19 protein-coding genes are annotated in these 25,122 nt (G+C 57.0%); all 19 read right to left on the reverse strand.

All coding sequences use genetic code 11. The features are described 5' to 3' along the window. Positions 1–12: 12 nt before the first annotated feature. Positions 13–4,377: an RHS repeat-associated core domain-containing protein gene (locus ACMGGQ_RS11495; RefSeq protein ID WP_420290056.1), complete on the reverse strand. Its 4,365-nt coding sequence runs from the start codon at positions 4,375–4,377 to the stop codon at positions 13–15. Positions 4,378–4,380: 3 nt separating this feature from the next. Further along, on the reverse strand, positions 4,381–4,821 hold the full coding sequence (locus tag ACMGGQ_RS11500; protein ID WP_063621912.1) for a DcrB-related protein: 441 nt from the start codon (positions 4,819–4,821) through the stop codon (positions 4,381–4,383). 73 nt (positions 4,822–4,894) lie between these two features. Next, a complete protein-coding gene (locus ACMGGQ_RS11505) occupies positions 4,895–5,971 on the reverse strand; it encodes a hypothetical protein (protein WP_420290057.1) in 1,077 nt (358 codons plus the stop codon). A gap of 3 nt (positions 5,972–5,974) precedes the next feature. Further along, a complete protein-coding gene (locus ACMGGQ_RS11510; protein WP_420290058.1) occupies positions 5,975–6,529 on the reverse strand; it encodes a hypothetical protein in 555 nt (184 codons plus the stop codon). Between the two features lie 75 nt (positions 6,530–6,604). Beyond that, positions 6,605–7,102 carry a hypothetical protein gene (locus tag ACMGGQ_RS11515; RefSeq protein WP_229046434.1) on the reverse strand — a complete coding sequence of 166 codons (498 nt, stop codon included), beginning with the start codon at positions 7,100–7,102 and terminating at the stop codon, positions 6,605–6,607. Continuing rightward, positions 7,095–9,017 carry a type VI secretion system Vgr family protein gene (locus tag ACMGGQ_RS11520; protein WP_420290059.1) on the reverse strand — a complete coding sequence of 641 codons (1,923 nt, stop codon included), beginning with the start codon at positions 9,015–9,017 and terminating at the stop codon, positions 7,095–7,097. The genes ACMGGQ_RS11515 and ACMGGQ_RS11520 overlap by 8 nt, the downstream gene beginning before the upstream one ends. A gap of 63 nt (positions 9,018–9,080) precedes the next feature. Beyond that, positions 9,081–9,518, reverse strand: coding sequence for a hypothetical protein (locus ACMGGQ_RS11525; RefSeq protein ID WP_244940610.1), 438 nt, complete (start codon positions 9,516–9,518; stop codon positions 9,081–9,083). 364 nt (positions 9,519–9,882) lie between these two features. Next, entirely contained in the window at positions 9,883–10,953 is a 1,071-nt protein-coding gene (gene tri1, locus ACMGGQ_RS11530; protein WP_045909539.1) for an ADP-ribosylarginine hydrolase Tri1, read from the reverse strand. Further along, a complete protein-coding gene (locus ACMGGQ_RS11535) occupies positions 10,950–12,284 on the reverse strand; it encodes a PAAR domain-containing protein (protein ID WP_023344378.1) in 1,335 nt (444 codons plus the stop codon). Before ACMGGQ_RS11535 ends, tri1 begins: the two co-directional genes overlap by 4 nt. 2 nt (positions 12,285–12,286) lie before the next feature. Then, positions 12,287–13,081, reverse strand: a complete 795-nt coding sequence (locus tag ACMGGQ_RS11540; protein ID WP_395299373.1) for a DcrB-related protein — start codon at positions 13,079–13,081, stop codon at positions 12,287–12,289. Positions 13,082–13,092: 11 nt separating this feature from the next. Further along, positions 13,093–15,021 carry a type VI secretion system Vgr family protein gene (locus tag ACMGGQ_RS11545; RefSeq protein ID WP_420290060.1) on the reverse strand — a complete coding sequence of 643 codons (1,929 nt, stop codon included), beginning with the start codon at positions 15,019–15,021 and terminating at the stop codon, positions 13,093–13,095. A gap of 64 nt (positions 15,022–15,085) precedes the next feature. Beyond that, positions 15,086–15,496 carry a hypothetical protein gene (locus ACMGGQ_RS11550; protein ID WP_231597158.1) on the reverse strand — a complete coding sequence of 137 codons (411 nt, stop codon included), beginning with the start codon at positions 15,494–15,496 and terminating at the stop codon, positions 15,086–15,088. A 233-nt stretch (positions 15,497–15,729) separates the two neighbouring features. Continuing rightward, positions 15,730–17,148: a serine/threonine protein kinase gene (locus ACMGGQ_RS11555; RefSeq protein WP_248221698.1), complete on the reverse strand. Its 1,419-nt coding sequence runs from the start codon at positions 17,146–17,148 to the stop codon at positions 15,730–15,732. 24 nt (positions 17,149–17,172) lie between these two features. After that, the gene (tssH, locus tag ACMGGQ_RS11560; RefSeq protein WP_045908275.1) at positions 17,173–19,788 is read right to left on the reverse strand and encodes a type VI secretion system ATPase TssH; all 2,616 of its coding nucleotides are present in this window, start codon (positions 19,786–19,788) and stop codon (positions 17,173–17,175) included. 38 nt (positions 19,789–19,826) lie between these two features. Continuing rightward, positions 19,827–20,870 carry a type VI secretion system baseplate subunit TssG gene (gene tssG / locus ACMGGQ_RS11565; RefSeq protein ID WP_045908274.1) on the reverse strand — a complete coding sequence of 348 codons (1,044 nt, stop codon included), beginning with the start codon at positions 20,868–20,870 and terminating at the stop codon, positions 19,827–19,829. Beyond that, positions 20,867–22,738 (reverse strand): type VI secretion system baseplate subunit TssF, encoded by a 1,872-nt coding sequence (gene tssF / locus ACMGGQ_RS11570; protein WP_420290061.1) that lies wholly within the window; start codon positions 22,736–22,738, stop codon positions 20,867–20,869. The genes tssG and tssF overlap by 4 nt, the downstream gene beginning before the upstream one ends. 2 nt (positions 22,739–22,740) lie before the next feature. After that, a complete protein-coding gene (gene tssE / locus ACMGGQ_RS11575) occupies positions 22,741–23,304 on the reverse strand; it encodes a type VI secretion system baseplate subunit TssE (protein WP_420290062.1) in 564 nt (187 codons plus the stop codon). Continuing rightward, positions 23,297–24,109: a type VI secretion system accessory protein TagJ gene (locus ACMGGQ_RS11580; protein ID WP_420290063.1), complete on the reverse strand. Its 813-nt coding sequence runs from the start codon at positions 24,107–24,109 to the stop codon at positions 23,297–23,299. Before ACMGGQ_RS11580 ends, tssE begins: the two co-directional genes overlap by 8 nt. A 9-nt stretch (positions 24,110–24,118) precedes the next feature. Beyond that, the gene (locus ACMGGQ_RS11585) at positions 24,119–25,117 is read right to left on the reverse strand and encodes a hypothetical protein (protein ID WP_048029471.1); all 999 of its coding nucleotides are present in this window, start codon (positions 25,115–25,117) and stop codon (positions 24,119–24,121) included. Positions 25,118–25,122 lie beyond the last annotated feature (5 nt).

Genomic DNA, 25,122 nt, shown 5'->3' on the forward strand with positions numbered 1-25,122 from the left:
AACAATGCTCCTTCATTGGAAATATTGGGATTTTTCCTGTGGGCCAATAAAATCGGCGGAATCTTTATATCTATCAGGTAGCAGAGCTCCCTGAGACCGGTTGTGGCCATAATATTCAAGCTCATAATTTCTGGAATCTCTCATAAAGGCTCTGACCTCACGAGATTTAGGCCCATAGTAGCCACCCTTCTGATTCCAGTATTTAACTGCATCCGTTAAATGAGCCATGTCCGCATCCTGAATACGGTACCATTTACCATCAGTTGAGCTTTTAAATTGCATCCTATCGCCCGTACCACGAATACGTCCTTCTCCTCGCATTCGTGCGATTACTTCACGTCCAGTCTTACTATTTTTTCCCGGGGTCCTTCCCATAAATTTTTTACGGCAACTCAACCCCCACGGATCGATCCACCCCAGCGCATTCGGCGCATACTGGTAAAGGTTTATTCCCCCCGCCAGCCCTATCGGGTCCTGCTGTGTAAACCTTCCGCAGTCCGGGTCGTAATACCGGAACAGATTGTAGTGCAGCCCTGTCTCACGGTCCAGGTATTGCCCCTGCATGCGCAGGTTCTGAGAATATCCTGATACCTGCGTCTCGCTTTCCCGCAGCAGCTTGCCCCAGGCGCTGTTTACCCCTTCCCAGCGCACCTGCCCTTCGATATCCGTCATCCGCTCCGGCGTGCCGTTCGGCTGGCAGTGGAACCAGAAAATCTCCGGAGCATCAACGCCGTCAATACGCGCCAGCGGGTCGTAACTGTCCTGATCGCTGTAAACGTAGGTCAGCGGCACATCCCCGTGCACTTCCTGCAGCAGCCGGAACCCTTCCCAGACAAACCGGGTGGTGACCGGCTTGCCGGTTGGCTGTCCGCCCAGCATCTGGCGGCGCGTTTTGCTGATGCGGCGACCGAGCGGATCGTAGCGGAAGCTGACCTGCGTCTGCGGTTTGTTGCGGTCCCGCGGCTGGCTGATGACTTCCGTCAGGCGATGTTCGCCGTCGTAGCGGTAGTGCCAGCGCGTCTGGCCGTTATCCTTCTCCACGGTGCGGCCGTGGATGTCATAACGCCAGCGAATGCCGTTCAGCTGCGTCAGGCGGTTGTGCGTGACCTTCTCAGCAGAACCTTCCAGCGGGTTACCGGCTGCATCCCAGCGCCACTGCTCCTGACCCGGCAGCGTGCCGTCCTGAACGAGCAGGCGCCCGGCGCTGTCGTACTGCCAGCGGTACCAGCTGAACGGGTTATCGTCCCGCTCTTCGCGCACCAGATTATTGCGGTAGTCGTAATCCCAGCGGCGGGACCAGCGGCGCGGCGACGGGCGTTGCGCATTGCCGGTAAAGACGTCCCGGCGGTGCAGTCGGCCAAGGCGGTCGTACTCGCTGCGAGTGGTCAACAGCCCCTGGGTGCGGCTGGTCTCACGGTGGAGTTCGTCGCGAGTAAAATCGGAGACCGACAGCTTATCGAGAGCAATGCTGAGCAAATGCCCGCTGCCGTAGTAGAACTGCTTCAGCTCGCGACCATCGGGCAGCGTGACGGAGGTGCGGTTGCCTAGCGCGTCATACTCCCACGCCAGCTCACCGTGCTCGCCCGCTTCGCGCGTGACGCGACCGAGCGCGTCATACTCAAAGGCAAGCTCCTGCTCTGCCTCGGTGGTCCACGCGTCGGGTGAAAGCGCAGGATGCAGACCAATCCGGCTTAATAGCCCGGACGGCGTGTAATGGTAGCGGGTCTGCCCTTCCGGTGTGGTGCGGGCGACCAACTGGCCGCTCGCGCTCCAGGCGAAGGCGTGGGTGATAGCCTCCGGATGACCGGCGGCAAAGGTGCGCGCAATCGTGCGCCCGCAGGCATCATAGCGATACTGCGAGGCTACGCCATCGAGCCCCACTTCTTCCAGCAGCAGCGAGTCAGGCCCCCAGCGGAACTGATACGCTTCGCCGTTCTCGTTTTCCAGGGCAATCAGACGCCCGCGGCTGTCCCAGCGGCGGCGCACCTCTTCACCCTGCATGTTACGGGTGGCGGTTAAGCGCCCCGCCTCATCGTATCTGAACTCGCTCTCTTTCCCGTCGGCGCCCGCATGCTTTACCGGCAGGCCACGTTCGTTCCATTTGAGCGATTCCGTCCAGCCTTCCGGGCGGTCAAGCTGCACCGGACGCCCTGCGGCGTCGTAGCGGTAGCGCGTCTCTTCACCGTCGGCGCCAGTCTCAGCCACCAGCCAGCCCAGCGGATGATAGCGATAGCGGGTAATACGCCCGGAACAGTCCGTCGAACGGACAATCTGCCCGGCCTCGTTGTACTCCTGGTAGCAGCTGTTGCCAGCGGCATCGACCTCTTCAACGACCTGGCCAAACTCGTCCCGGCGCAGCTGCGTCGTCTGCCCCATCGGGTCCACCACGCGCTTCAGCCCGTGGTGTTCGTCGTACCATAACCGGGTGGCACTGCCGTCGGCTTCGATAATGGTCGCGGGAAGCGCGCGGTGCTCCAGCCAGGTGGTGGTGCGGGTATTGCCGTCGGCATCGGTCTCCTGCACCCGGTTGCCCATCTCGTCGTAGACGAAGGTGACGGCGTTGCCGAGCGGATCGATGCGACGCGTCAGAAGCTCGTTATCATCCCACTCGTAGCGCCAGTTTTCACCGCGCTCGTCAACGTAGCGGACAATCAGATTCTGCGCGTTCCAGTAGTGGCGGCGCGTCTGACCATCGTAGTGCTCGACGGTCGTCAGCCCGGCGGCTAAATCGTAGCTAAAGCGGCAGCCGTCGCCGGTGCTGGTGCGGTTTTCCACCACGCGCCAGTGGTCGAATTTTTTCCAGCGGTATTCGCTCTCCAGACCGCCCGGCATCCGGTGCCAGACCATCAGGCCGTGGTCGTTGTAACGGTATTCACGCGTCACCACGCCGGAGGCATCCGTCGCGCTCGCCAGCTGGCCGCGCGCGTCGTAGCCCCACTGCATCAGCGGCCATGTCTGGCTGCCGTCGAAATGGCTGGCTGCGGTAACGCGACGCGGGAAGCGCTCATCTTCATAGCGCAGGATAACGTCTATTGCCCTCGGCTCGTCATGAAGACCAACCAGCCTGCCGTGCTCGTCCCACGCCGTCAGCAGCGCATTGCCGTATTCGTCGCTGAGCGAGGCCAGACGCAGGATAGAAGGATTCATGCGGGTCGGTTTGTACAGACGCCACACCGCGCCGTCATCGTCGGCAATCGCCACGTCGCCGTTCTCATTGCGGCGGATAATGATGCCTTCGCTGATGCTGTAAAACGCGCGGTCGACAGGCGGCAGTTCAAAGCTCAGCTCGCGCCCGGTTTCATCGAACCAGGTCGCATGGTTATCTTCCAGCAAGAGATAGCTGTCAAAGGTCGTTGCCCAGCCCAGACCAAACAGCCCTTCGCGGGTGGTCAGGCTGTTGTAGCTGCGCTGCCAGCGAAGCGGGAAGCGCCCCGGCAGCGAGAAGTCGAGCTCATCGTCGTCGTTCAGCACCTTCACGCCAGTGGCGGCGTGAACCGGGTGCGAGGAGCCAAACACGGCGTTGACGGCCATATCCGCCAGCATCCCACCGCCGGCTGCGGCCAGCGCGCAGGGCATGTTTTTCAGGATCTTGCCCGGACGCCCGCGCAGCAGGGAGAGCGCAATCATCCCCAGCGCCAGACCCGGCGTTTTACCGCTTTTGATATCGCGGACCGTGAGCGTGTCCCCGCCGATGATCACGTTCGGGGAGACGTCGTCGGAAACGGTGCCTTCGCAGGTGGTGCGATCTTTCGCACGCACCGCGGGCTGCCCGTTGATAAAGACGCTTTTAGAGCCTTCCGCCAGATACTGCGGCCCGGAGTGCTTTTCACACGCCACCTTGTCCTCTTCCAGCGGCGAGGTCCCCGCGGCGGCAGAGGCCACGCTCGGCTGCCACATTTCGCTGCCAAACTGTCCGGCGGCGGAAAGCAGCATGCCCGCGTAATCAGCAAAGCTGCCCGGCGACTGCGGCTCAGGGGACGGTGTATCGGCGGGCGTCAGCGTGCCTGCCGCACGTGCGGCGGGGATTGCGTTGGTCAGTACGTTGTTCGAACCGGTGGTAATTTTACCCGCAGGCGACGGCGGGAAAAGCGCATTGCCTAACCCTTCCGCGGCGTTGCTGATGTCGTCGGTGATCCCCGCCACGTTCGCCAGCACGCCACCAATAATCCCGCTTAACAGACAGCTGGACCCAATCGCCGCCACGCCCGCTGCGGCGGCTCCGGCACCGAGGAGTGGCGCGGCGGCCGTAGCCGCCAGCCCCACTGCCGCACCGATCACCGCATAGGCGGCACCTTCCGCCACAATGCTGGTGATATCAGCAAAAATGCTGGAGTGAATAATCTCGTCGCCCTTACGGGCCGCGTTGTTATCGCTCATGCCTTACACATTCCGGTTGTCGTTTAGCGTCAGACTCTGCTTAAGCGCGCTCCAGCGCACCTCGTCCTCTTCGGTAAAGGCTCTTAATGCCGAGAGGGTAAAAATCATCAATACCGGTTTGCCCGGCGTCTGCAAGGCCAGCTGTTTTTGCCACAGGCGTTGCCCGTTACGGTCAAACGTCGTCTCAACTTCCAGCCCGTGAATTTTTCCGTCAGGCCCGGCGTTTACGTTCCGGAATTCGCTCTGGGCGATCTCACCCATCTGAGGACGCAACACATCCCACTGGCGGTGAAACTCTTGTTCGTAGTCGCTGCCATCGGGAATCACGCCGCGGCTGACCACCACGGACAGCCCGCTTTCGTCATCGCGAATGATGTTCATGCTGTTATCCTGCCAGGCAGCAGGAAAAAGGGAAAATGAACCTTCCTGGAGGGTGTATTTCATAAGTGAACTCGGGATGATTAATATTGAGAGAAACATGAAGGCCAATCGATGCTGGCCTTTTGGCTGGCTATAGTTATTTAAGCCACTGGCCTGATTGTTCGACTAAAACATGGCTGCCTTTGCTGACAAGCAATTTCACGGGTGCATACGTCACGGTATAAGCGATCTCGCCATTCTTGTACGTTGAGCCGATTATTTTACCTGCGGAGTCGTGTAACGTTTTTCCCTTTAAGGAGATCGTACTGTTATCGCTTTTGCGCACGCCGAGATAAAACATCTGGTCACATTCGCTCTCGAAACGCCCGCACTTGTTTATCAGAGAGATAGTGAACTTTTCGGTGTCCAGTTTTCTGGTTTCAGCGTGATGAACCGAAGCGGCTTTACGTAACGTATAACGCAGCGGAGTATAATCATTTCCTTTTTGTGGAGGAGTAGCTAAACGCCATTCCATTTCACTCCCCTTTATTTCCAGAACAGCCCTTCCGCCTGCGCCGCCAAACGATGAGTTGAACTCTACGTTCGCACGGTTTCCCGCGATCGTACCGCTAAGTTTTCGCTCATCTTCTTCCGGGCAGTCGATGCGATTCCCTCTCTGGGAGATATAGCAATAAGACCCGGTGATACGGTTGCCTGATTCAGCTAATTGCAGGGTTAACGTCGAGTCGTTGCCAACCTCGCCTGCCCAAACCCCGTCAAAAGCAGGTCTCGATTGGCTGTTCATTGCAAACTGCATCGTATGGAATCTGGCGGCCCATTGCTGGATATCAGCATTAATACCCGGGCTATTATCAGAGGATTGGTAATGGATTACGTCCGACTCCGGAACCACCCAGGCCGCAAAGATTTTGCCATCAGGATTGATGACCAACGCTGACGCGTTCTCCAGATAAAGATCTTTTAGCCAGCCTTCAACAAACAATCCTCCACCTGTGGTGGTATGCGGTTCACCGAAGACGTCAAAGTTATCAATAAAGGTTTGGTAATGATTTCCCAACAGCGTCCTGAGATTGTCTGTCACTTCACTGTCGTTAAGGATGCGACTTACCGTATCGAGCTTATTATATTGCGATAATTCAAGTGCCGATGACGTTTCAACGACGCCTGTCAATAAAGCCGTGAACAATACGACTGCAACATATTTTTTGGTCATAAATTATTCTTGAGAATCATTGTTGTAATTCATCGTTATTTTTATAACGTTGCCGCCTTTTATCTCAAAAGAGAGCACTTTTTTATCCAATTCGTAGGTAACCCATTGCTCCCCCGCATCATTGTCGACCTGACCGGTACCGTATGCGCTGTTCAGTTCCTTTCTCGTTGAACCCACATGGACACCACGCGGCGTTGCGAAGTCTTCGGCAGTCAGCGTAATCTGCGACACGATATAATCATCAACGCTTCGTTCAGCTTTATCCCACCAGAGATTGGAACTGAATATTTCTACTCCAGCGTTTTGATGCTGAAAGAATTTATAGTGGACTCCATCAAAAGGAACCTCACCGGTAAAACTGCCTTCCACCGGTACGTCAATTTTACGGGCAATATCAGGCGTCCATCTGTCGCCCAGAGCGACAGGCTGGTCTTTGATCTGCACGGAAAAATCCCGTTTTGTCAGAACGGGAGGCATTACCTGAGCCAAAACCACATTGCTGCCGATACAGGTAAACATCAGGATGGAACAAAGAAATATCGGCGTGTGTTTTTTCACGTTAATCGTCATTTATTGAATGTGTATTGCAATTATCACCCTGAAGAAACCGCCAGGACATGAGTGCAGTATTTCTTAGTCTGCGCTAATGACGACTGAACCCAGACAGTGAGGATTTTTCACGGTGAAACTGAAGCTCACCTTTTGTCCATTCATATCTTTTCGGGCTGTATGGCTGGTCACTTCGTTCTCCGAGCGGCCTCGTGGATAATCAGTTAACGTCAGCTGCGGATAATGCTTTTTAACGGTATCCAGCGTTATGCATTGACCTGAGGAGGGTGAAAAATTCAGTAAAGGCGCCATGCCGTCGTTATCTTTGCTTAAACGTAACTCAATTGCGGTTATGTTCGTTCCATCAGCGAGTTTGATATCGTCGGCATTGTAGAAATTGATATATTCATTTTGCCTGGTCATCTTAAACGGTAACGGCGCGTTACTAAGGGTTGTAACGGATAACGTCTTAAGCGATGCACTCATCCCGGAAATAAACATCCAGAGATCCTTTTTCTGCGCGTCTCCTCCAGCCATTCCCGTCGTTAGTAACGCGATAAGCACCGCACCTGCTTTACTCATCTTTGGCCGTAAATTTCGCCTGCACCGCCGCATCAATATCCCCCTTATGCCCCGATCCCGGTGCCGTCGTGCCCGGCTTGGTTCCCGAGGTATTCAGATGCAGCTTACCGCCCGTGGTGATATACCCATCCCCTTCCACGAAGAAGTTAAACTCTTTGCCGATGAGATTAATCTTGCCGTTAGCATTCAGCTCAATGGCACTCTCACCGGAGACCAGCCGCAGCTTCGTCCCGGAAGCAATGACGTACTGCTCCACCGCCGCATCCAGCTTGCCTTTCCCCGTCAGGATCTCGGTGCCACCTTTCACGGCCTGTGTCTGATTCGCTTCCACGCGATGCAGCTCATTTTTCTTCACGTAATGGCTGCGCGCTCCGCCGACGCTGTGCGTTTCATCATTTTTAACGCTGGTGTCCATGTTGCGCTCGGCCTGGATCCATACCTGCTCTGCACCCGCTTTATCCTCAAACCGCAGGGCGTTGGCGTTGTCCACGGAACCGTCTTTCGTGCGGCTCATAAAGCCCATCTGCGTCGCCGCAGCCGGCAGCGCCCACGGCGGCATGCTCGCGTCGTTGTACACGCGACCGGTGATAATCGGACGGTCCGGGTCGCCGTTGATAAAGTCCACCACCACCTCATCGCCGACGCGCGGGATTTGCACCCCGCCGTAGCCCTGGCCCGCCCATGCGCTCGACACGCGCACCCAGCAGGAGCTGGTGTCATCGCCCTTCGCCAGACGGTCCCAGTGGAACTTCACCTTCACCCGGCCGTATTTGTCCGTCCAGATACTCTCGCCGTTCGGGCCCACCACCTTCGCGGTCTGCGGGCCGTAGGTGCGCGGCCACGCCGTGGACTGCGCCGGACGGTACACCACCGCCGACGGGATGACCGTGAAATCGGTACGGTGTATGGTCTCCCCCTCGCCGCTGGCATAGCGGTTCTCTTCGAGGTGGTAACCCGCCGCCGTGACCAGATACTCACCGTTGTCGCTGAAGAACGGCGCGTTGGTTAAGGTGAAGGTGTGCCCGGGCACAATCCCCGCCGCCGTCGCGGTGGCCTGAATCTGCTGATGCTCCACCTGCCAGCGTTCCTGACGGATGCGGGCATAGAACTCCCCGTGCCCTTTGTCCACAAAGCGACCCGGCCAGTCGTACACGTCGATGCTGCCCGGCTTCGGCGACGCCGGGTTCTGCTGGGCCTGGAACAGCCACGCGTTCGGCTTGCGGAAGTCATAGTCGTCGAGGCTGTAAATCCCCGGCGTCACGCTGTCCTCCAGCGCCCACTGGCTGATGCCCTCTTCGTCCGTACTGCCGCCCGACGGCGTCTGGTGGTAAGGAATGACCTCATATCCGCTGAACGGCTGATGCTGCGTCGCGGCGTCGGTGAGTACCAGGGTATGTTTGTCCGCCTCGTGGCGGAAGTGATAGGCAATCCCCTCCAGCTCCATCAGGCGGCTGATGAAGTCCAGGCTCGACTCCTGATACTGCACGCAGTAGTCCCACACCCGGTAGCTGCCGGTGAGTTTATCCTCAACGTTGACCTGATGCTCATCCAGCAGGGTTTTCACAATCTGCGGCACCGTCTGGCCCTGGAAGATACGCAGGTTACGGTCGCGCTTCATCGGCCACAGGTCCGGCTCCACCGTCAGCTGGTAGACCGCATAGCGGGTGCCCGTCAGCTCAACGGCGCTGACCGCCACGCGGGTAATCTTGCCGTTAATATAGCGGGACGTCAGCAAATTCTGCGTCGGGATAGCCACCGTGACCGGCTGGCCCAGCAGCTTACTGCGGTCAATGCGCGCGTCCGTGCCGAGCACGGTCAGCGTCAGCGCGAACGACTCGGACATCGCCTCGCGGCCCGTCAGTTTCCAGAACAGAAGCCCCTCCACCGGGAGCTGAACGGTAATTCGGTTGAGCATAATCTTTATTCCACTATGGACTAATCTCAGTATTGATTGAGATATTTTTATTTAATATCGTGCTTATTTAAGCCATAAACCTGAAAACATAAGGACGCTACCCAGGGAAACTACGCTTTTAACAACGATAAGTAAGCCAGGCGCAACGACGCGTGTTATAGACGATATCGCTTCATAATTTTCAGCATTGTATTTTTTGTGCCCCCTTATAATCCCGGAAAAGATCGTGCAGAGCAGCACAACGGTAACTTTTAGTCCCCATACGCACAGGAAAGACATGGAAAAGATAATCGAATATTGTTTCGCCGTTGCGACGGAGAATAATGACATTGACTGCGCGAGCCATTTCAACGTAAAACCAATAACAACCGTAACCACTAGCACCAGAACGAACATCAACCCAGCAAGGAACCACTGTTTTTTACTGAATAAGTCTTTTCCATTCCAGATAAGCGCTAGTGTCCAAATCATAAAGAGAATAAAGAAAAGCCATTGAATCATAACGTACCACATTTATACATATTGTTCTCCAGGCATTGTCGTGTCGTCATCTCACTTCGCATCACACTCCTTTTCCAAACCAAATACCATAAAACAACAAGATACAGCTTAACGCGGCGATAGATTTTGCTACCAGGCGTAATATTGGCCCGAACCGCTGATTGACTATATCAGTGACGCCATTAATTCAACCCAACTCAATATAATTTTCTTTATCCACAAACCATGGTCACCACATCTTCTCTTCTCGAAGAATCTGTATTGTCCAATTTTTGAGACGCCGGGACGCTTTTAACTAACAAACCATTAGGGACAGACAAAGAAAGAGGCACGGTACAATACCCGTGCCATATGACTAATATAATTATAAGAAATTATCCTCTGGAGCTCTATCGAACAGTTCACCTGCCATTTTGGCGATACGTTCGTGCTGTACGAGTTTGTTTTTCCACTCCTGCGGAATACCGGAATAACCATATAATGCCCCCGCGATTTGTCCCGCCGTCGCTGCAACGCTGTCAGCATCATCGGCAAGGTTAGCTGCCAGTAAAATGGCATCACGGAAATTATTCGTATTCCATACCGACCACATCGCGGCCTCAAGCGTATCAATAACGTAACCACTTGAACGAATCTGGTCGCGAGTTTTTTGCTTATACTCACCCGCGTTTATGATCATTACACGCGCGCACAGTGGGAAAACATGAGGCGAAAAAGCTTCTTCTTTTTGATAACCGTTGATTAAATAGTGCAATACCAATCCGAGAAATTGGCATGCGTTAATTGATTCTACCGCGCCATGCGTTGCTCGACTCTGAGCCTGTGATTCGAAGTAAATCGCACGCAGCGATTTTCGACGAAAGATAGACACCGGTGCTTGACGAATAACCCCAGCATTACCAGCAGTGTGTTTCTCTGTATTACCATACCAGGAAGGTCCGACACGCATATACTGTTCAAGCGCGAACCGCGTCGTATTCCCGATATCGAAGCACCGACCATTACTGCTATTATCTCCGTCAAGATACCATTTCAGGAGATATTTTCTAAGCACATCGGTGTGCATTCTGTTTTCTGAAAGATAAGTCTCTGCCAGACATAATGCCATGGACGTATCATCTGTCCATTCACCAGGTTTTAATTGAAAAGGCCCGCCACCAATCATATCTGCTACATGTTCACTGTCTCTTTTCTTAAACTCAAGAGTGGTGCCGACGGCGTCCCCAACAGCCAATCCCACAAACGCCCCAAGCGCTTTATCACGTGAAACATCTTCAGTCGTAATTAAAGGTAAAGTTGCATCCCAGGCTTGTGAAGAACTCAAATTATCAATACTGTTGCTCCTTATTGCCTTACGGACATTAACTGGCATGTATGTATGATAGCGATCAGCATAATGATTGATTACTGAGTCTTCGGAATGAAGGTCGATCATGGTATTTCCTTTAATTCTATATTCGTTATCCCAAGTTCATCTGACCTGCTGATAACCTCAAACGATGTATTCGGCTTAAACAGCACTTCAGTCTCTGTTGCATTGAACTCTGAAAGGAAGTCAATTTTCCTACCGGAAAAACCTTCAATACGCATTTGGATAGGACCGCTGAAGCCTCGATTAACATCAGTACTAAGAAAGGCGGGATCGATAACTGTTTTTCCCGGAGTATATCCTTCCAATATGTGCGAAGGTAGGCTGTTCATCCCGCGGTATGTCTCGCCACTAAAAGTAGGAAGCTGGTCTAAGCCATCATTTATATGTTGAGTAAATGCTTCCATTTCTTTAGTCATTGGTTTCATACCTCGTAACGCTGGGTTTACCATTTGGTAGCCTGGATCGGTAGTATAACCATACAATGCACCTACTTGCTCATCACTGAGTAAAGCAGACAGAGCAGGATCTCGATTATCCGCCAATTCTCTGCCACGAGTAATCCATTTTTCGGCTCGTTGTTTCCCCACGGCTTCGCTTAAGCTCATCCTTGGCGAAGCTGAAGCTGTAACAGGTTCCGCACTAACGCGCGGCATTGATTTACCAGCCCGCCACGCATCAAACCGTGCCCCGCCTTTAATGCCAGCCCCGCCGCCGATAACGGAGCCGATCAGCATCCCCCATTTCTGACCGTCGCTACCTTCGCCACACAGCATTCCACCCGCGTAGCCACCAATAGTCCCACCGCCCATCGCACCGAGGGTACTCAGAAGTGCGATTGCCGGACTGGCCAGCACCGCCATGGCTCCGGCACCAACGGCGAGCATCGTCCAGTTCACCCATTCCGGGATTTCAGGACTTATTTCATCGGTCTGAACTTTGCTTCCACCGATAATAACATTACGCGATCCCTGACTAATCTCAGCGCTGCATGTCAATTTATCGCCTGTGCGAGAGGCGGGAAAGTTGTTGATGTAAACTTTTATCGAACCTTCCGCAACCCGTTGCAGGCTACCGCTGTGCTCATCACACTCTCCGGCTGACAGGTGAGCGCGGATCGCCTTTCGGCTGTTGATAAAAACATTGGGTGAACCTTCTTTTAGCGTACCGGTAGTATGGCGTGGAGCCCATGACATACTGCCGAGGAGCTCACCCAACCCACCCGCAGCGCATGCCCCAGCCGCAACGGCAGAAACAGCAACCAGCGCGGTCCCTCCGGTGACGACAACGGCAGCTGCGCCCAGAATGGCCCCGCCCACCAATCCTGCAATCATCCAGCCTTTTGAGGCTGTATGTGCAATCTCATCATCTACGCGAGCAGCCTGACATTCGGACATGGCTATTCGGCTCGCTGTGCCATCAGATACTTACGGATCCGGTCGGCTGTATCAAGCGGGTCAGAACCAGACACCTGGCGGCATACGGAAAGCTGTGAAAGTAGGTGATGTGATTTGTCTGCGAAAGTCGTCCACAGCGCGTAACGAAGGGGTTGGCTCCCCGGAACGGGTGCAATACTGAGTGGTTTGCCACGCTTTTCAAAAAGCAAATACTGCCCCTCTTTCGCCCGCTGAAGCGAAAGGTGTCCATACAGTTCCTGAATGTTTTCAAAGACACTGAGTACCTTACTCTCACTATCAAGCGCAAAAAATGGCCCCTGGCTGTCGGCAGCGAGCATTTCTTGGGTTTCAGTCTGAGCGGGTTTGTGGAACTTAATACTGCGGATAATTTCCTGATATTGATTATGATAATAATCGCTAAACTCGCCCGGGCAAGTACCGATATAACACACCATCTTTTGGCCGCCAGGATTGTCACCGAGCAAAATAACGGTCTGTCTCTGGAAAATGATCGCATTATCATTTTTGAATTGATAAAAAAGCTCAACCGCCGGGAGACCATCAACAGAGGTCATCTGCGAGGATTCGAGACGAAAGTCGGGCACCGTAATTTCCAGTTCACGTACCAGCCGTGTTGCCGCATCATGGACTTTATCTTCGTTTTTAGCACTCGCACGAGAAACAACAAAAGTAAACTCGCTGGCTCCGTTATCACTCAGGGTAAATAAATTCATGGTTCTGTCTTTAAATACATCGGGTAAGGCAAGGGATGCTTCCTGAAGAATATATTCAGCCATTCGGGTTACTCTTATTTATTGCCATTAATAACAAAAAAACTATCCACTTCCTGCTGGATTTCACCCTGAAGGGATGCGCCAGGCGGATCGATGACATTTTGTCCATCATCAGGGTTCAAATGTAATTCGCCGGAAAGCGTATTAATTTGCGCGTTCTGTTTCGCAGTAAAGTTAAAATTATTACCAATGATATGGACGCTGCCGTCTTTTGATAGCTCGATGGCGCTTTCACCACATTCCAGTCTCAGCGTATTTCCTGCGGAAAGTATAAAATTATTAACGACTTTATCGTTTCGACTGTTCCCCGTCAGGCATACCACATCGCCTTTAATCCCTGATTTCTGATTTTTCGCTACCCGTAAGGTTTCATCTTCGCCAACGAACTGGGTTCGATTTTTTTCAGTAGAATGTGTTTCGTCGTTTTTGACGTTAATATCCAGATTGCGCTCGGCCTGGATCCATACCTGTTCTGCGCCCGCTTTATCCTCAAACCGCAGGGCATTGGCATTGTCCACGGAACCGTCTTTCGTGCGGCTCATAAAGCCCATCTGCGTCGCCGCAGCCGGCAGCGCCCACGGCGGCATGCTCGCGTCGTTGTACACCCGACCGGTAATGATCGGACGGTCCGGGTCGCCGTTGATAAAGTCCACCACCACCTCATCGCCGACGCGCGGGATCTGCACCCCGCCGTAGCCCTGGCCCGCCCACGCGCTCGACACGCGCACCCAGCAGGAGCTGGTGTCATCGCCCTTCGCCAGACGGTCCCAGTGGAACTTCACCTTCACCCGGCCGTATTTGTCCGTCCAGATACTCTCGCCCTTCGGCCCCACCACTTTCGCCGTCTGCGGGCCGTAGGTGCGCGGCCACGCCGTGGTCTGCGCCGGACGGTACACCACCGCCGACGGGATGACCGTGAAATCGGTCCGGTGAATGGTCTCCCCCTCGCCGCTGGCATAGCGGTTCTCTTCGAGGTGGTAACCCGCGGCAGTGACCAGATACTCGCCGTTGTCGCTGAAGAACGGCGCGTTGGTTAAGGTGAAGGTGTGCCCGGGCGCAATCCCCGCCGCCGTCGCGGTGGCCTGAATCTGCTGATGCTCCACCTGCCAGCGCTCCTGACGGATACGGGCATAGAACTCCCCGTGCCCCTTGTCCACAAAGCGACCCGGCCAGTCGTACACGTCGATGCTGCCCGGCTTCGGCGACGCCGGGTTCTGCTGGGCCTGGAACAGCCACGCGTTCGGCTTGCGGAAGTCATAGTCGTCGAGGCTGTAAATCCCCGGCGTCACGCTGTCCTCCAGCGCCCACTGGCTGATGCCCTCTTCGTCCGTACTGCCGCCCGACGGCGTCTGGTGGTAAGGAATGACCTCATAGCCGCTGAACGGCTGGTACTGCGTGGCGGCGTCGGTGAGCACCAGGGTGTGCTTGTCCGCCTCATGGCGGAAGTGATAGGCAATCCCCTCCAGCTCCATCAGGCGGCTGACGAAGTCCAGGCTCGACTCCTGATACTGCACGCAGTAGTCCCACACCCGGTAGCTGCCGATGAGTTTGTCCTCAACGTTGACCTGATGCTCACCCAGCAGGGTTTTCACAATCTGCGGCACCGTCTGCCCCTGGAAGATACGCAGGTTACGGTCGCGCTTCATCGGCCACAGGTCCGGCTCCACCGTCAGCTGGTACACCGCATAGCGGGTGCCCGTCAGCTCAACGGCGCTGACCGCCACGCGGGTAATCTTGCCGTTAATATAGCGGGACGTCAGCAGATTCTGCGTCGGGATAGCCACCGTGACCGGCTGGCCCAGCAGCTTACTGCGGTCAATGCGTGCGTCCGTGCCGAGCACGGTCAGCGTCAGCGCGAACGACTCGGACATCGCCTCGCGGCCCGTCAGTTTCCAGAACAGAAGCCCCTCCACCGGGAGCTGAACGGTAATTCGGTTGAGCATAATCTTTATTCCATCTAGCTTATGCGATGCAGAAAAGGGGTTCGCATCTGTGATAAAGCGTCATTCAAGAAAGGGGCTTTTCCCTCTTGATCATCCAAAAAACAAGAGAGTAGATTTTCAGTGACTCTGATGTGACAAATAAACCTACATTCAACCAGATGTTTGAAATATCAAACATACTTAATAAAAGAGGGAACAATGAGACCGAACATCTGAATGAAATCAAGCGAAATAATTCCTGAGCAAGTGCAAATTTAACCGCTCCAATCTTTCGCTTGAAGAATAACCAGGCCGAAGTAAACAAAGAGAGTAATAAAAGTAAGTCAAGCACAAAAAAAAGCATGACCAAAATGCTGAAACCATCACCTGCATAATAATGCAACGAATCACCAAACGCTTTTGCATCAGAAATGAATGGAATTCTGTCGTGGCGAACTGAATTCACGCAATAAAGTAACATTGCGAGAAGATCCATGCTTCCCCAGAAATACCATAGATTGCTATTTAAATGAGCGAGGTTGTTTTGTGTACGCCCGATATTATTATTTACAAAAATGGGGAGGCACATGTTGGCTTCAACTCAACTCTCCAGATTAGAGTTAAATTCAAAACGCATAAACAGGAGAGACAACCTTCTCACATTCCTTTGGATGTGAAGCCTCTGGCTTCGAAGATTGTACACTTCCATAGTATCTCCTGTTTATATTCCTACGGATTCACCAGCCAGGTGCCCGGCTTGGCAATATCCAGCGTCTGGCCACGCGTTCTTCCGTTGCCCTGCAGTTCAATCTTCGCCTCACCGGCTGGCAGCTTGAGCGATGCATAGCCGTTGGTTCCCGGGCGCAGCGCTTTTGGCTCGCCGTTTACTTTCAGCGTTTCGCCGTCGAGGATGCGGATATAGACCAACGCAACAGGGCTCGCGACAGGCGGTGGCGTCTGCTGTGCCGTCGCCGGTTCGCTTACCTTCGCCGTTTCTGGCTTCACGTCTGGCGTGTTCGCGGCGGTTTCGGTTGGATGCGTCTCTGCCGGTGCCTGCGCAGCCTGCTCTGGCGTATCTTTGCCGCCGCTAAACAGCATCGCGCCAGCGACAACGCCGACCAGCACGCCTGCGGCAACCATGCCCGGGATCCTGTAGCGACGCCAGTCGAGCAGCGACGCCGGTTTTTCGTCTTCCACCGGTACCAGCATCGTGCCGGGCTTTTTCGCCGTCAGCACATCGTTGATACCCGCGACCGGCATTTCAATCAGCGCGGCGAACTCGTCGATGGACTGCGGACGATCCTCCATGTGCAGCGCCAGCGCGCGGTCAATGGCCTGGAGTAGCGGGATGGAATAGCCCTGCGGCATGATTTCCACCAGCGGTTTGCAGGTATCCTGAATAGAGCGCACCACGCTGACCGGCGGCGGAGAACCCACAATCAGGGTACGCAGCACGGCGCCGAGGGCGTAAATATCCGTCCACGGGCCCTGCTCGCTTTCGTTGTCGTCGGTGTACTGCTCAATAGGCGCAAAGCCCGGGCGCAGCATGGTTTCCGTTTCGTCGGAGAGGTTACCAATCGTGCGGCGCGCGGAGCCGAAATCGAGCAGCACCGGCAGGCCGTTATCCTGGATCTGGATGTTATCCAGAGAGATGTCGCGGTGCAGGTAGCCTTCGTCGTGGATGGTCTTGATCGCGCCAAACAGCATCGGCAGCGTGCGGCGGATCCAGGCTTCGTTGATCAGCTCCGGCTTTTCTTCACGCAGGCGTGACAGCGTGGTGCCGCTGTAAAACAGCGTACCCATGTAGGCCGTGTCGTTTTGCACCCAGAAGCGCAGGACGTGCAGCAGGTTCGGGTGGTTAAAGCGCGCCAGCAGACGCGCTTCCTGAATGAAGCTGTTCAGGCCCGCAGAGAACGCTTTGCCAAAGCGCTCGCTGCGGAGCACCAGGGTCATGTCGTCGCCGCGTACGGCGAGCGAGGAAGGCATAAATTCTTTGATAGCGATAGTGCGTTCGAGCTGGTGATCCCACGCGCGATAGACAATGCCAAAACCGCCGCCGCCGATCACCTCTTTGATTTCAAACTCGTTGAAGCGGTACCCGACCGGGAGCGCGTTTGGGACAGTCCGATTGTTATCATTATCCGTCATCTTTTACAGTTCTCTTGATGATTATTACGCGGCAAACTGACAGTGAAACTCGCCCTGCTCGCAGGTGACATGCAGACGTCGGTACTGCTCGTCGCTGCGGCTGGCGGTAAGTAAGATCTGGCTCATCTGGGGCAACAGGGTGTTGGTCAGAATAGCATCCACCATGCGTCCCCCCGACTCCACCTCGGTACAGCGCTGAACAATCTGTTCCACCACGCTGTCGTCAAACTCAGAAATGATGCTGTGATTCTCTTCCAGACGACGCTGAATGCGCCTGAGCTGCAGGCGAACAATCTGCCCCAGCATCTCGTCGCTGAGCGGGTAATACGGCACCACCAGCAGACGGCCCAGCAGCGCGGGCGGGAAGACCTCCAGCAGCGGCTGGCGCAACGCGCCGCTTAAGGCCTCAGGCTCCGGCATGAGGTCCGGATCGGCGCACATGGCGCTAATCAGCTCGGTACCGACGTTGGAGGTCAGAATAATGATGGTATTGCGGAAATCAATGTGGCGTCCCTCGCCGTCCTCCATCCAGCCTTTATCAAAGACCTGGAAGAAGATCTCATGGACGTCCGGGTGCGCTTTCTCAATTTCGTCCAGCAGCACCACGCTGTATGGACGGCGGCGGACGGCCTCGGTTAATACCCCGCCTTCACCATACCCTACGTACCCTGGAGGCGCACCTTTTAAGGTGGAGACGGTGTGCGCTTCCTGGAACTCGCTCATGTTGATGGTGATGACGTTCTGCTCGCCGCCGTACAGAGATTCGGCGAGCGCCAGCGCGGTTTCGGTTTTACCAACGCCGGACGGGCCGCACAGCATAAAGACGCCCACCGGCTTGTTCGGGTCGTCCAGCTTCGCCCGCGAGGTTTTCACGCGGCGGGCAATCAGATCCAGACCGTGACGCTGGCCGATAACACGCTGGTTCAGCGTGTCGGCAAGGTTGAGTACCGCGTCGATCTCGTTTTTCACCATCCGGCCCAGCGGGATCCCGGTCCAGTCAGAGACCACCGCGGCAACCACGTTTTCATCCACCGCGGCAAACAGCAGCGGCTCGTCACCCTGTAAGGCGTTCAGCGCCTGCTGCTGTTCCGCCAGCTTGCCGCGCAGCTCAGCGGTATCTTCCTCGCCCGCCGCGAACAGCGCGGCGCGCAGGCGGATAATCTCCTGCACCAGGCTGCGTTCTTCTTCCCAGCGCTCGGCCAGGGCTGCGCGTTTTGTCTCATACGCGTCTCGTTCGGCGCGTAATGCCGTGACGCGATCGGCATCACCGGCCCCCACGCGCGCTTCGCGTTCAGCAATCTCAATTTCCACATCCAGCGCGGCAAGATGGCGCAGGCAGTCTTCCAGCTGCGCCGGCGGCGCGCTCTGGCTGACCGCGACGCGGGCGCAGGCTGTGTCGAGCAGGGCCACGGCTTTGTCCGGCAGCTGACGCGCCGGAATGTAGCGATGAGACAGCTTCACCGCCGCGCTGACCGCTTCGTCGAGCAGCAACACCTGGTGATGCGTCTCCAGCGGCGACACGGTGCTGCGCAGCATCAGAATGGCTTTCGCTTCGTCCGGCTCGTGCACCTGCACCGTCTGGAAACGACGGGTCAGCGCCGGATCTTTCTCAATGTACTTTTTGTATTCCGCCCAGGTGGTGGCCCCGATGGTGCGCAGCTGGCCGCGCGCCAGAGCTGGCTTCAGCAGGTTCGCCGCATCGCCGGTCCCCTGCTGGCCGCCTGCGCCAATCAGGGTGTGGATCTCATCGATAAACAGAATGATCGGCGTGGCGCTGGACTGGACTTCGTTAATGAGCGCCTGCAGACGGGCTTCAAACTCGCCTTTCATGCCAGCACCGGCCTGCAGCATGCCGATATCCAGCAGCCACAGCTGAATGTTCTGCAGCGGCTCCGGCACGTCGCCGTCGGCGATACGCAGCGCCAGACCTTCCACCACCGCCGTTTTGCCGACCCCGGCTTCCCCGGTCAGCAGCGGGTTGTTCTGACGACGGCGCATCAGGATATCGACCATCTGGCGGATCTCCTCGTCGCGCCCGACAACCGGGTCAATCTTCCCGTCGCGGGCGCGGGCGGTCAGGTCCTGACCGTACTGGGCCAGCGTTCCCTGCGCAGCCGGTACCGCACCCGCCGGTGCATCGACGGCAGCAGCAGCCTGCTGCGTCTCTTTGCTGTTGGCGCAAATAGCGTCGAACTGCTCAATCAGCACCTCGACGTTAAGGCGGGTGAATTGCGACGAGATGCTTTTCAGCACGTTGGCCAAATTCCAGGTTTTCAGCATGCCGATCAGCAAATGGCCGCCGCGAATGCGGCTGACGCCAAACTTCAGCGAGCCGAAGACCCAGGCGCGCTCCACGGCGCTGTCGATATGCTCGGAGAGATCGGAAACGGAACTCGCCCCGCGCGGGAGCACATCCAGCGCGGCAACGATATCGCGCGTCAGCTGCTGTTCATCAAGGGCAAAGTGGCGGATGACCTGCTGCAGATCGCCATCCTGCTGCTGCATCAGCTGATGCAGCCAGTGCACCAGCTCAACATAGGGGTTGCCGCGCAGCTTGCAGAACGCAGTGGCGCTTTCCAGAGAGGTAAATAACAGCGTATCCAGTTTGCCGAAAAGCACGGCACGGCTAATTTCTGACATGTTAGTTTCCATTAACAATGATTCGGTATACGGAAGGATTACCGCTCTGCGCGATACACCAGATCGCCGCGCGGGACAGGCTGCGGCTGAAGGCCCAGCCAGGTGTTATAGCCTAATCGCGCATGACCGCCGAGCGTGGCGCCCAGCACCGCGTCTGCGTGCAGGATCACCCGCGTTTCCCATTCAAACTCCACTCCGGCGTACTGACGCACCCAGTCGCGCAGTTCGGTGACCCACGCTTCACCCGGCAGAAAGCGGTTGTACTCCTCCGCGCTCAGCGGGCCAATCTCGATGCGAAACTTATGCTGCACGTCGCGGACGGCGACGCCGAGAAAGGCGGACTCACCCATGCGCGGCATGCGGCGTCCTGCTCCCAGCTGCGCCTGCTCGCGCGTGGAGAGCGGCATCCACTGCGGCACGTTGCTGACCAGTTTGACCGGCGCCTTAAAATAGCTGCGCAGGATCTTCTCCAGCCCCTCCGGATCCCGCCCGTGACGGGTCAGGTGCCCGGCGTGGGTAAAGCGCGCGTGTGAGCTCAGGCTGCCGTTGTCCATCTGACCCGGCTGGCCCATACCAATCAGCGACGCCAGATAGCCCTCAAAGCGCTTGTTATCGGCGCGGTCCAGCGAGACGGTGGGCTGCGCATCCGCCCAGGCGCGGTAAAACAGCAGCGCCAGACGATGATGGAACAGATCGGCAAACGCGCTCAGGCTGGTATCCTGATGATGATAAATACGCTCGCGGGCGTACTCGGTCATGTGGACCGGCAGCGGGCCGTTCGGGCCAAACAGGCCGAAGCTGAGGATAGACACCTCATGCAGCCCGCTCTCTTCCCGCTGACGCACCCTGGCCAGCGTCGACGGGGCAAAACTCATCGACGGCTGCTGGCCGATGCGCAGCGGTTCAAATTTTGGCAGCGGCGCGCGGCCCAGCGGGTAGCGCTCGCCGCCCTGGGCATCAATGCGCCTTAACAGCTGAAACAGATCGTAGCGCCAGGGCGTCTCACGGACGCCGTGCCAGAACGCGTCCGGCAGCTTCGTCAGGCGATGCACGCGCAGCGGTACAGTGGCGGCGTCACTCATATCAGCGCCCTTTTACCCATGCGCGGCGCCCAGTAGCCAATCTCGCCGCGCTGCTGACTCTTCAGGGAGAACTCCGTAAAGCTGTTGATGGAGACCAGGCGGGCAAAGAGGCGCTCCATCACGCTGCCGAAGAGCCACGGACTGGCCCCCGAAAAGGCTCGCTCATCCACCGTCAGGGTAATGCCGATCCCGCGGGCGAACACCACCGGGCCGGGTTCAGGCACGCGGCGGTGAACCGGCTCCAGTACGCAGTGACGAACGCCTTCCACCTGACGCGCCACGGGCGTTTCGGCCAGGTTGGCGTACAGTCCTAACAGCTGGCGCAGCGCGGCAGCCCCCTCCTCATTGTCACTGTCCATCAGGCTGAGGTAATTCATCTGCAACTGGCTGATAAGCCGCCAGGTGCTGAACCCTTCTGCCAGCGCCGGACGCGGTGGCGTCGGGCCTTTACGCAGGGTGAGGGATTTCACCGGCATGGAGTCCGCCATAATGAACTGCCCGAGCTCCTGCTGCAGCATCAGCGGCAGGTCGCGGCTGGTGCAGAGCACCTCGGCAGAGATATAGCGCAGGTTTTCCTGCCAGGGGGCGTGCTGTTCATCCACCAGCGAGACAAAGACCTCCGAGCCGATATAGCCGGTACGGGTGCCGTAGCGCAGGGCATGCTCGGACAGCACGCGCTGTTCACGGCGCAGGGAAAAATAGGCTCCGTAGTTGCCCGCATCGCCGCTCCAGGTACTCCAGAACGGGCGAAACGTCTGGTCATCGCGCTGACCATCCGCGCTGCCATAGATTTTTTTGACCGCGTAAATCTCATAATCCAGCGGACGGATGTTATCGACCACCAGATGGTATTCATGTTGGCCTTCATTCAGCTTCTGACGCGCCGCGACCTTTGGGAACAGGTTGATGACCGGGGTGCAGTGCAGCGCCAGGTGGCTGGCATCGACCACGCGCTCCAGCTGTTCATCCGACTTATCCAGCAGGATGAAGATGTCGAAGGCTTTTTCACCTTCACAGCGCTGGATCAGCGTGCTCAGGCCGCTGAGGCTAATGAAGCGGAAACGGGCCGGAAACGCGAAATACTCCTGCAGCAGGCGATAGCCGTCGAAGTTACGCAGATCGTCCGGAAGCAGCGCCTGGTCAGGCTCAAAACCCTCCTGGCGCAGCACGTCCGACGCCAGCAGCTGTCGCTGCGGCTGCGGGCTGACCGTCTGACAGACGATCCCGGCGTGGTGCTCCATCACCAGCTCCAGCAGCTTCAGCGCCTCGATATCCGGACCGGCGAGGAAAAACTCAAGACGGTCGAAATCCAGGTGCCCGAGATTTTGCGGGCCATCGCAGGCGATGCGGATCCGCAGGGCGCTGCCGATCCCCCGCTGGCTCAGACCCAGCTGTGCGAGCGGCAAATCGGCGGGGACACCGCCCAGCTCGACCTTGTCGATTTTCAGCGGCAGCAGGTTGACCTCGTGCGCCGTGGTATAGCTGCAGGTCACGCCGGTTTTTTTCAGCGCCAGGCTGTCCATCATGGTACCGCGCGGCACGATGAAGCCCTTGCTCAGGTCGCCCCGGCTGCTGTCGGGCTGAATCTCCGCAATCGCCATCGACGGCGTGGGCGCAAGATAGTTCGGCGCAATCATCTCCAGCAGACGCTGGGAGAAGCGCGGAAACTCCGCGTCCATTTTCATCTGCACGCGGGAGGTCAGGAAGGCGAACCCTTCCATCAGGCGTTCGGTATACGGGTCCGCCACGTCGATGCCGCGCATGCCCAGCCGTCCGGCGACTTTAGGGTAGCGTTCGGCAAACTCGGCCCCCATTTCGCGCAGGTAGGCCAGCTCACGGTTGTAGTATTCGAGCAGTTTACTTTCCATGATTACCCCGCATCTTTCAGTTCAAAATGGCCGTTTTCCAGATCGACATCGGTACGAAACAGAAACTCCAGCGGGTACGGCACACACCATAAACGCCCTTTTATCTCGATGGAGAGCACGTTGTGCAGATCCAGCGAGGAGGTATCCGACACGCAGCGGACCTGCAGCCCCTGCGGCAAAATGCGTGGTTCAAAATTGATGATAGCCTCGGTGAGCTTGCGCTGAATGTCGTGCCATTCGATGTCCGACATTCTTTTCCCGGCCAGCGGCGCGACGCCGAAGTTAACCACCGAGCGGCTCACGTGCGGTAACGCGCTCAAATCACCGGAGGCATCGTGGTTGATGGTATTAAACAGCCACTGCAGATCCCGCAGCACATTGCGACGCAGGGCGGCGTGGGTGATCAGATTGCTGTTGGCCGACTCGCGCTTTTTTTCCGGATCGTTATCGGTGAGGCGATCGAGCAGCGAAGGCTGCATTTTGTCGCGCGCCCCCACCTTCTCATGCTTGCTGCGGGCTTGCCAGCCGCTGCGCAACAGATCGCCTTCGCCAGCGGGATTACTCATCGGCTCCATCCGTCGCGAACGTCACGAGGCTCAAGGACAGCAGCGGGCTTTCGCTTTGCTCGCTCAGCCAGGCCTTCTGGCCCTGGCCTTCATACAGCGTGCCGTCAGTATCGAGCGGGTGCCAGTCGGTGGTGCGGCCCAGTTTGACCGCATCAGAGGCATCGGCTGCAAAGGGGTAACGCGCCGGGATCTGACACACCTGCTCCGTTCCGTCGGTCAGGCGCACCAGCGCGTGACGCCAGACCAGATCGGTGACGCTGGCAGGCGCCTGGAAACGGATCTCCGCGATAGCGTTAAACGGCAGCCAGAAATAGCGGCCGTTGACGATGGTTTCGCACACCGGGCCGAGACGGGCATCGCCGTCCATCAGCCAGTCAAAGGCCTGCGTCTCGTCGTTTTCAAGGGTGACACTACCAGGGTTTGCCTGCGCCTGTTCAAGGGCTTCCAGACGCAGCGCCTGCGCGCGCTCGCCCTCCTCGCTCAGCGCCGCGGCAAGGGTGGTCAGCCACGGCCACTGGGTTTCAGGCATCGCCGGACGCGCCTGTCCCGCCATCACCTGCGCGCGCTGCAGCTCGCCCTGAATGGACTGCTCCAGCAGCGTGACGGTGGGCTTCGCCTGCGGCTTCAACGCCAGCCAGCTTTTCAGCTGGGTCAGGGCACGCGTCCAGTTGCCGCTCAGGGTTAAAAACTGCACGAACGCGGCGCGGAGGTCGGCATCTGCCGGACGGGCTTTGATTTCTGCTTCCAGACGCACGAGCGCGTCGTTAAGCGACTCACCCGCCAGGTGTTGATAGAGCGTATTCATTGCCATTCCTTAATTTGCCGCGCGCCATGCGCCGACGGCCGGATCGCGCAGCTGAGGACGCAGGGTGTCAATCAGAACGATATTCAGCGGGGTACCGGGTGCCACCCAGGCGCTCCAGGTTTTTTTCACCGCCGCGATACGCGCCTGCAGTTTTGCATCATCGCTGGCGGTTTCACGGGAAATCTCCACCGCGACCGTGCCGTTGCTCTTCCAGCTGTTCAGGGCGTTGTCGTAAGGCAGGATCATCCAGCTCTGGTCGCTGTTTGGAGTGCTGAATACCATGCGCTCTTTGTTGACGGAGGTGATCAGTGCGTTTTCCGGGTCGGCGCTTTGATTCAGCCCGGTGACCGGGAAGCCATGAATGTATGTTACCGCCATCTCTTTCTGCCCGCCGTTGCGGGACTGCGACACAACGGTGTGTCCGCTCAGCCAGCTGCCGTTCCCGCAGCGGGTGGTGTCAGAATCGGGAATAAAGAGCGCCGGTGCAGAAGCGCCCCCTTCCCAGAAGGTGCGCAGGTGGCAGCCGTCCTGAAGCGTAAACTCCTGCCACGGCGTACGGTCGGCGGCAACGGTGCGGGAAGCCACGTTCTGATCGGGCGGCAGTAACGCGCCGCTGGCTGGGGTGGCGGTGACGGTCGCGGCAGACGCGGCCTGCTCCTGTTTCACCACCAGCGCCCAGTCCTGTGCTTTGCCAGCCGTGCCCTGCGCCAGCGTGGTACCCGCCGGATCGTTGAGCGTCCAGCTGAGTTTATTCACTTTGCTGCACTGGTGTTCCAGCAGTGAGCCAAGACGCGGCACAAAGTTCTCCAGCACGGAGACGTCTTTCTTGCCGTTCGCCACAATACGCAGCGCCACCTCAGGCTTACACCAGCTCTGCGGCGTGTTGTCTTTGATGTTGTCGATCCAGATATCCAGCTTCTGCGCAGGAGACTGCACGATGCGGAAATTTTCAGCCTGCGCGGTAGAGGTCGCCGCCAGAAGTGCCAAACCCGATAGCCAAAGTTTCATATCGT

Origin of the sequence: Enterobacter sp. BNK-13 (genome assembly GCF_048685015.1) — a bacterium.
GTDB classification, from domain to species: Bacteria; Pseudomonadota; Gammaproteobacteria; order Enterobacterales; family Enterobacteriaceae; genus Enterobacter; species Enterobacter quasiroggenkampii.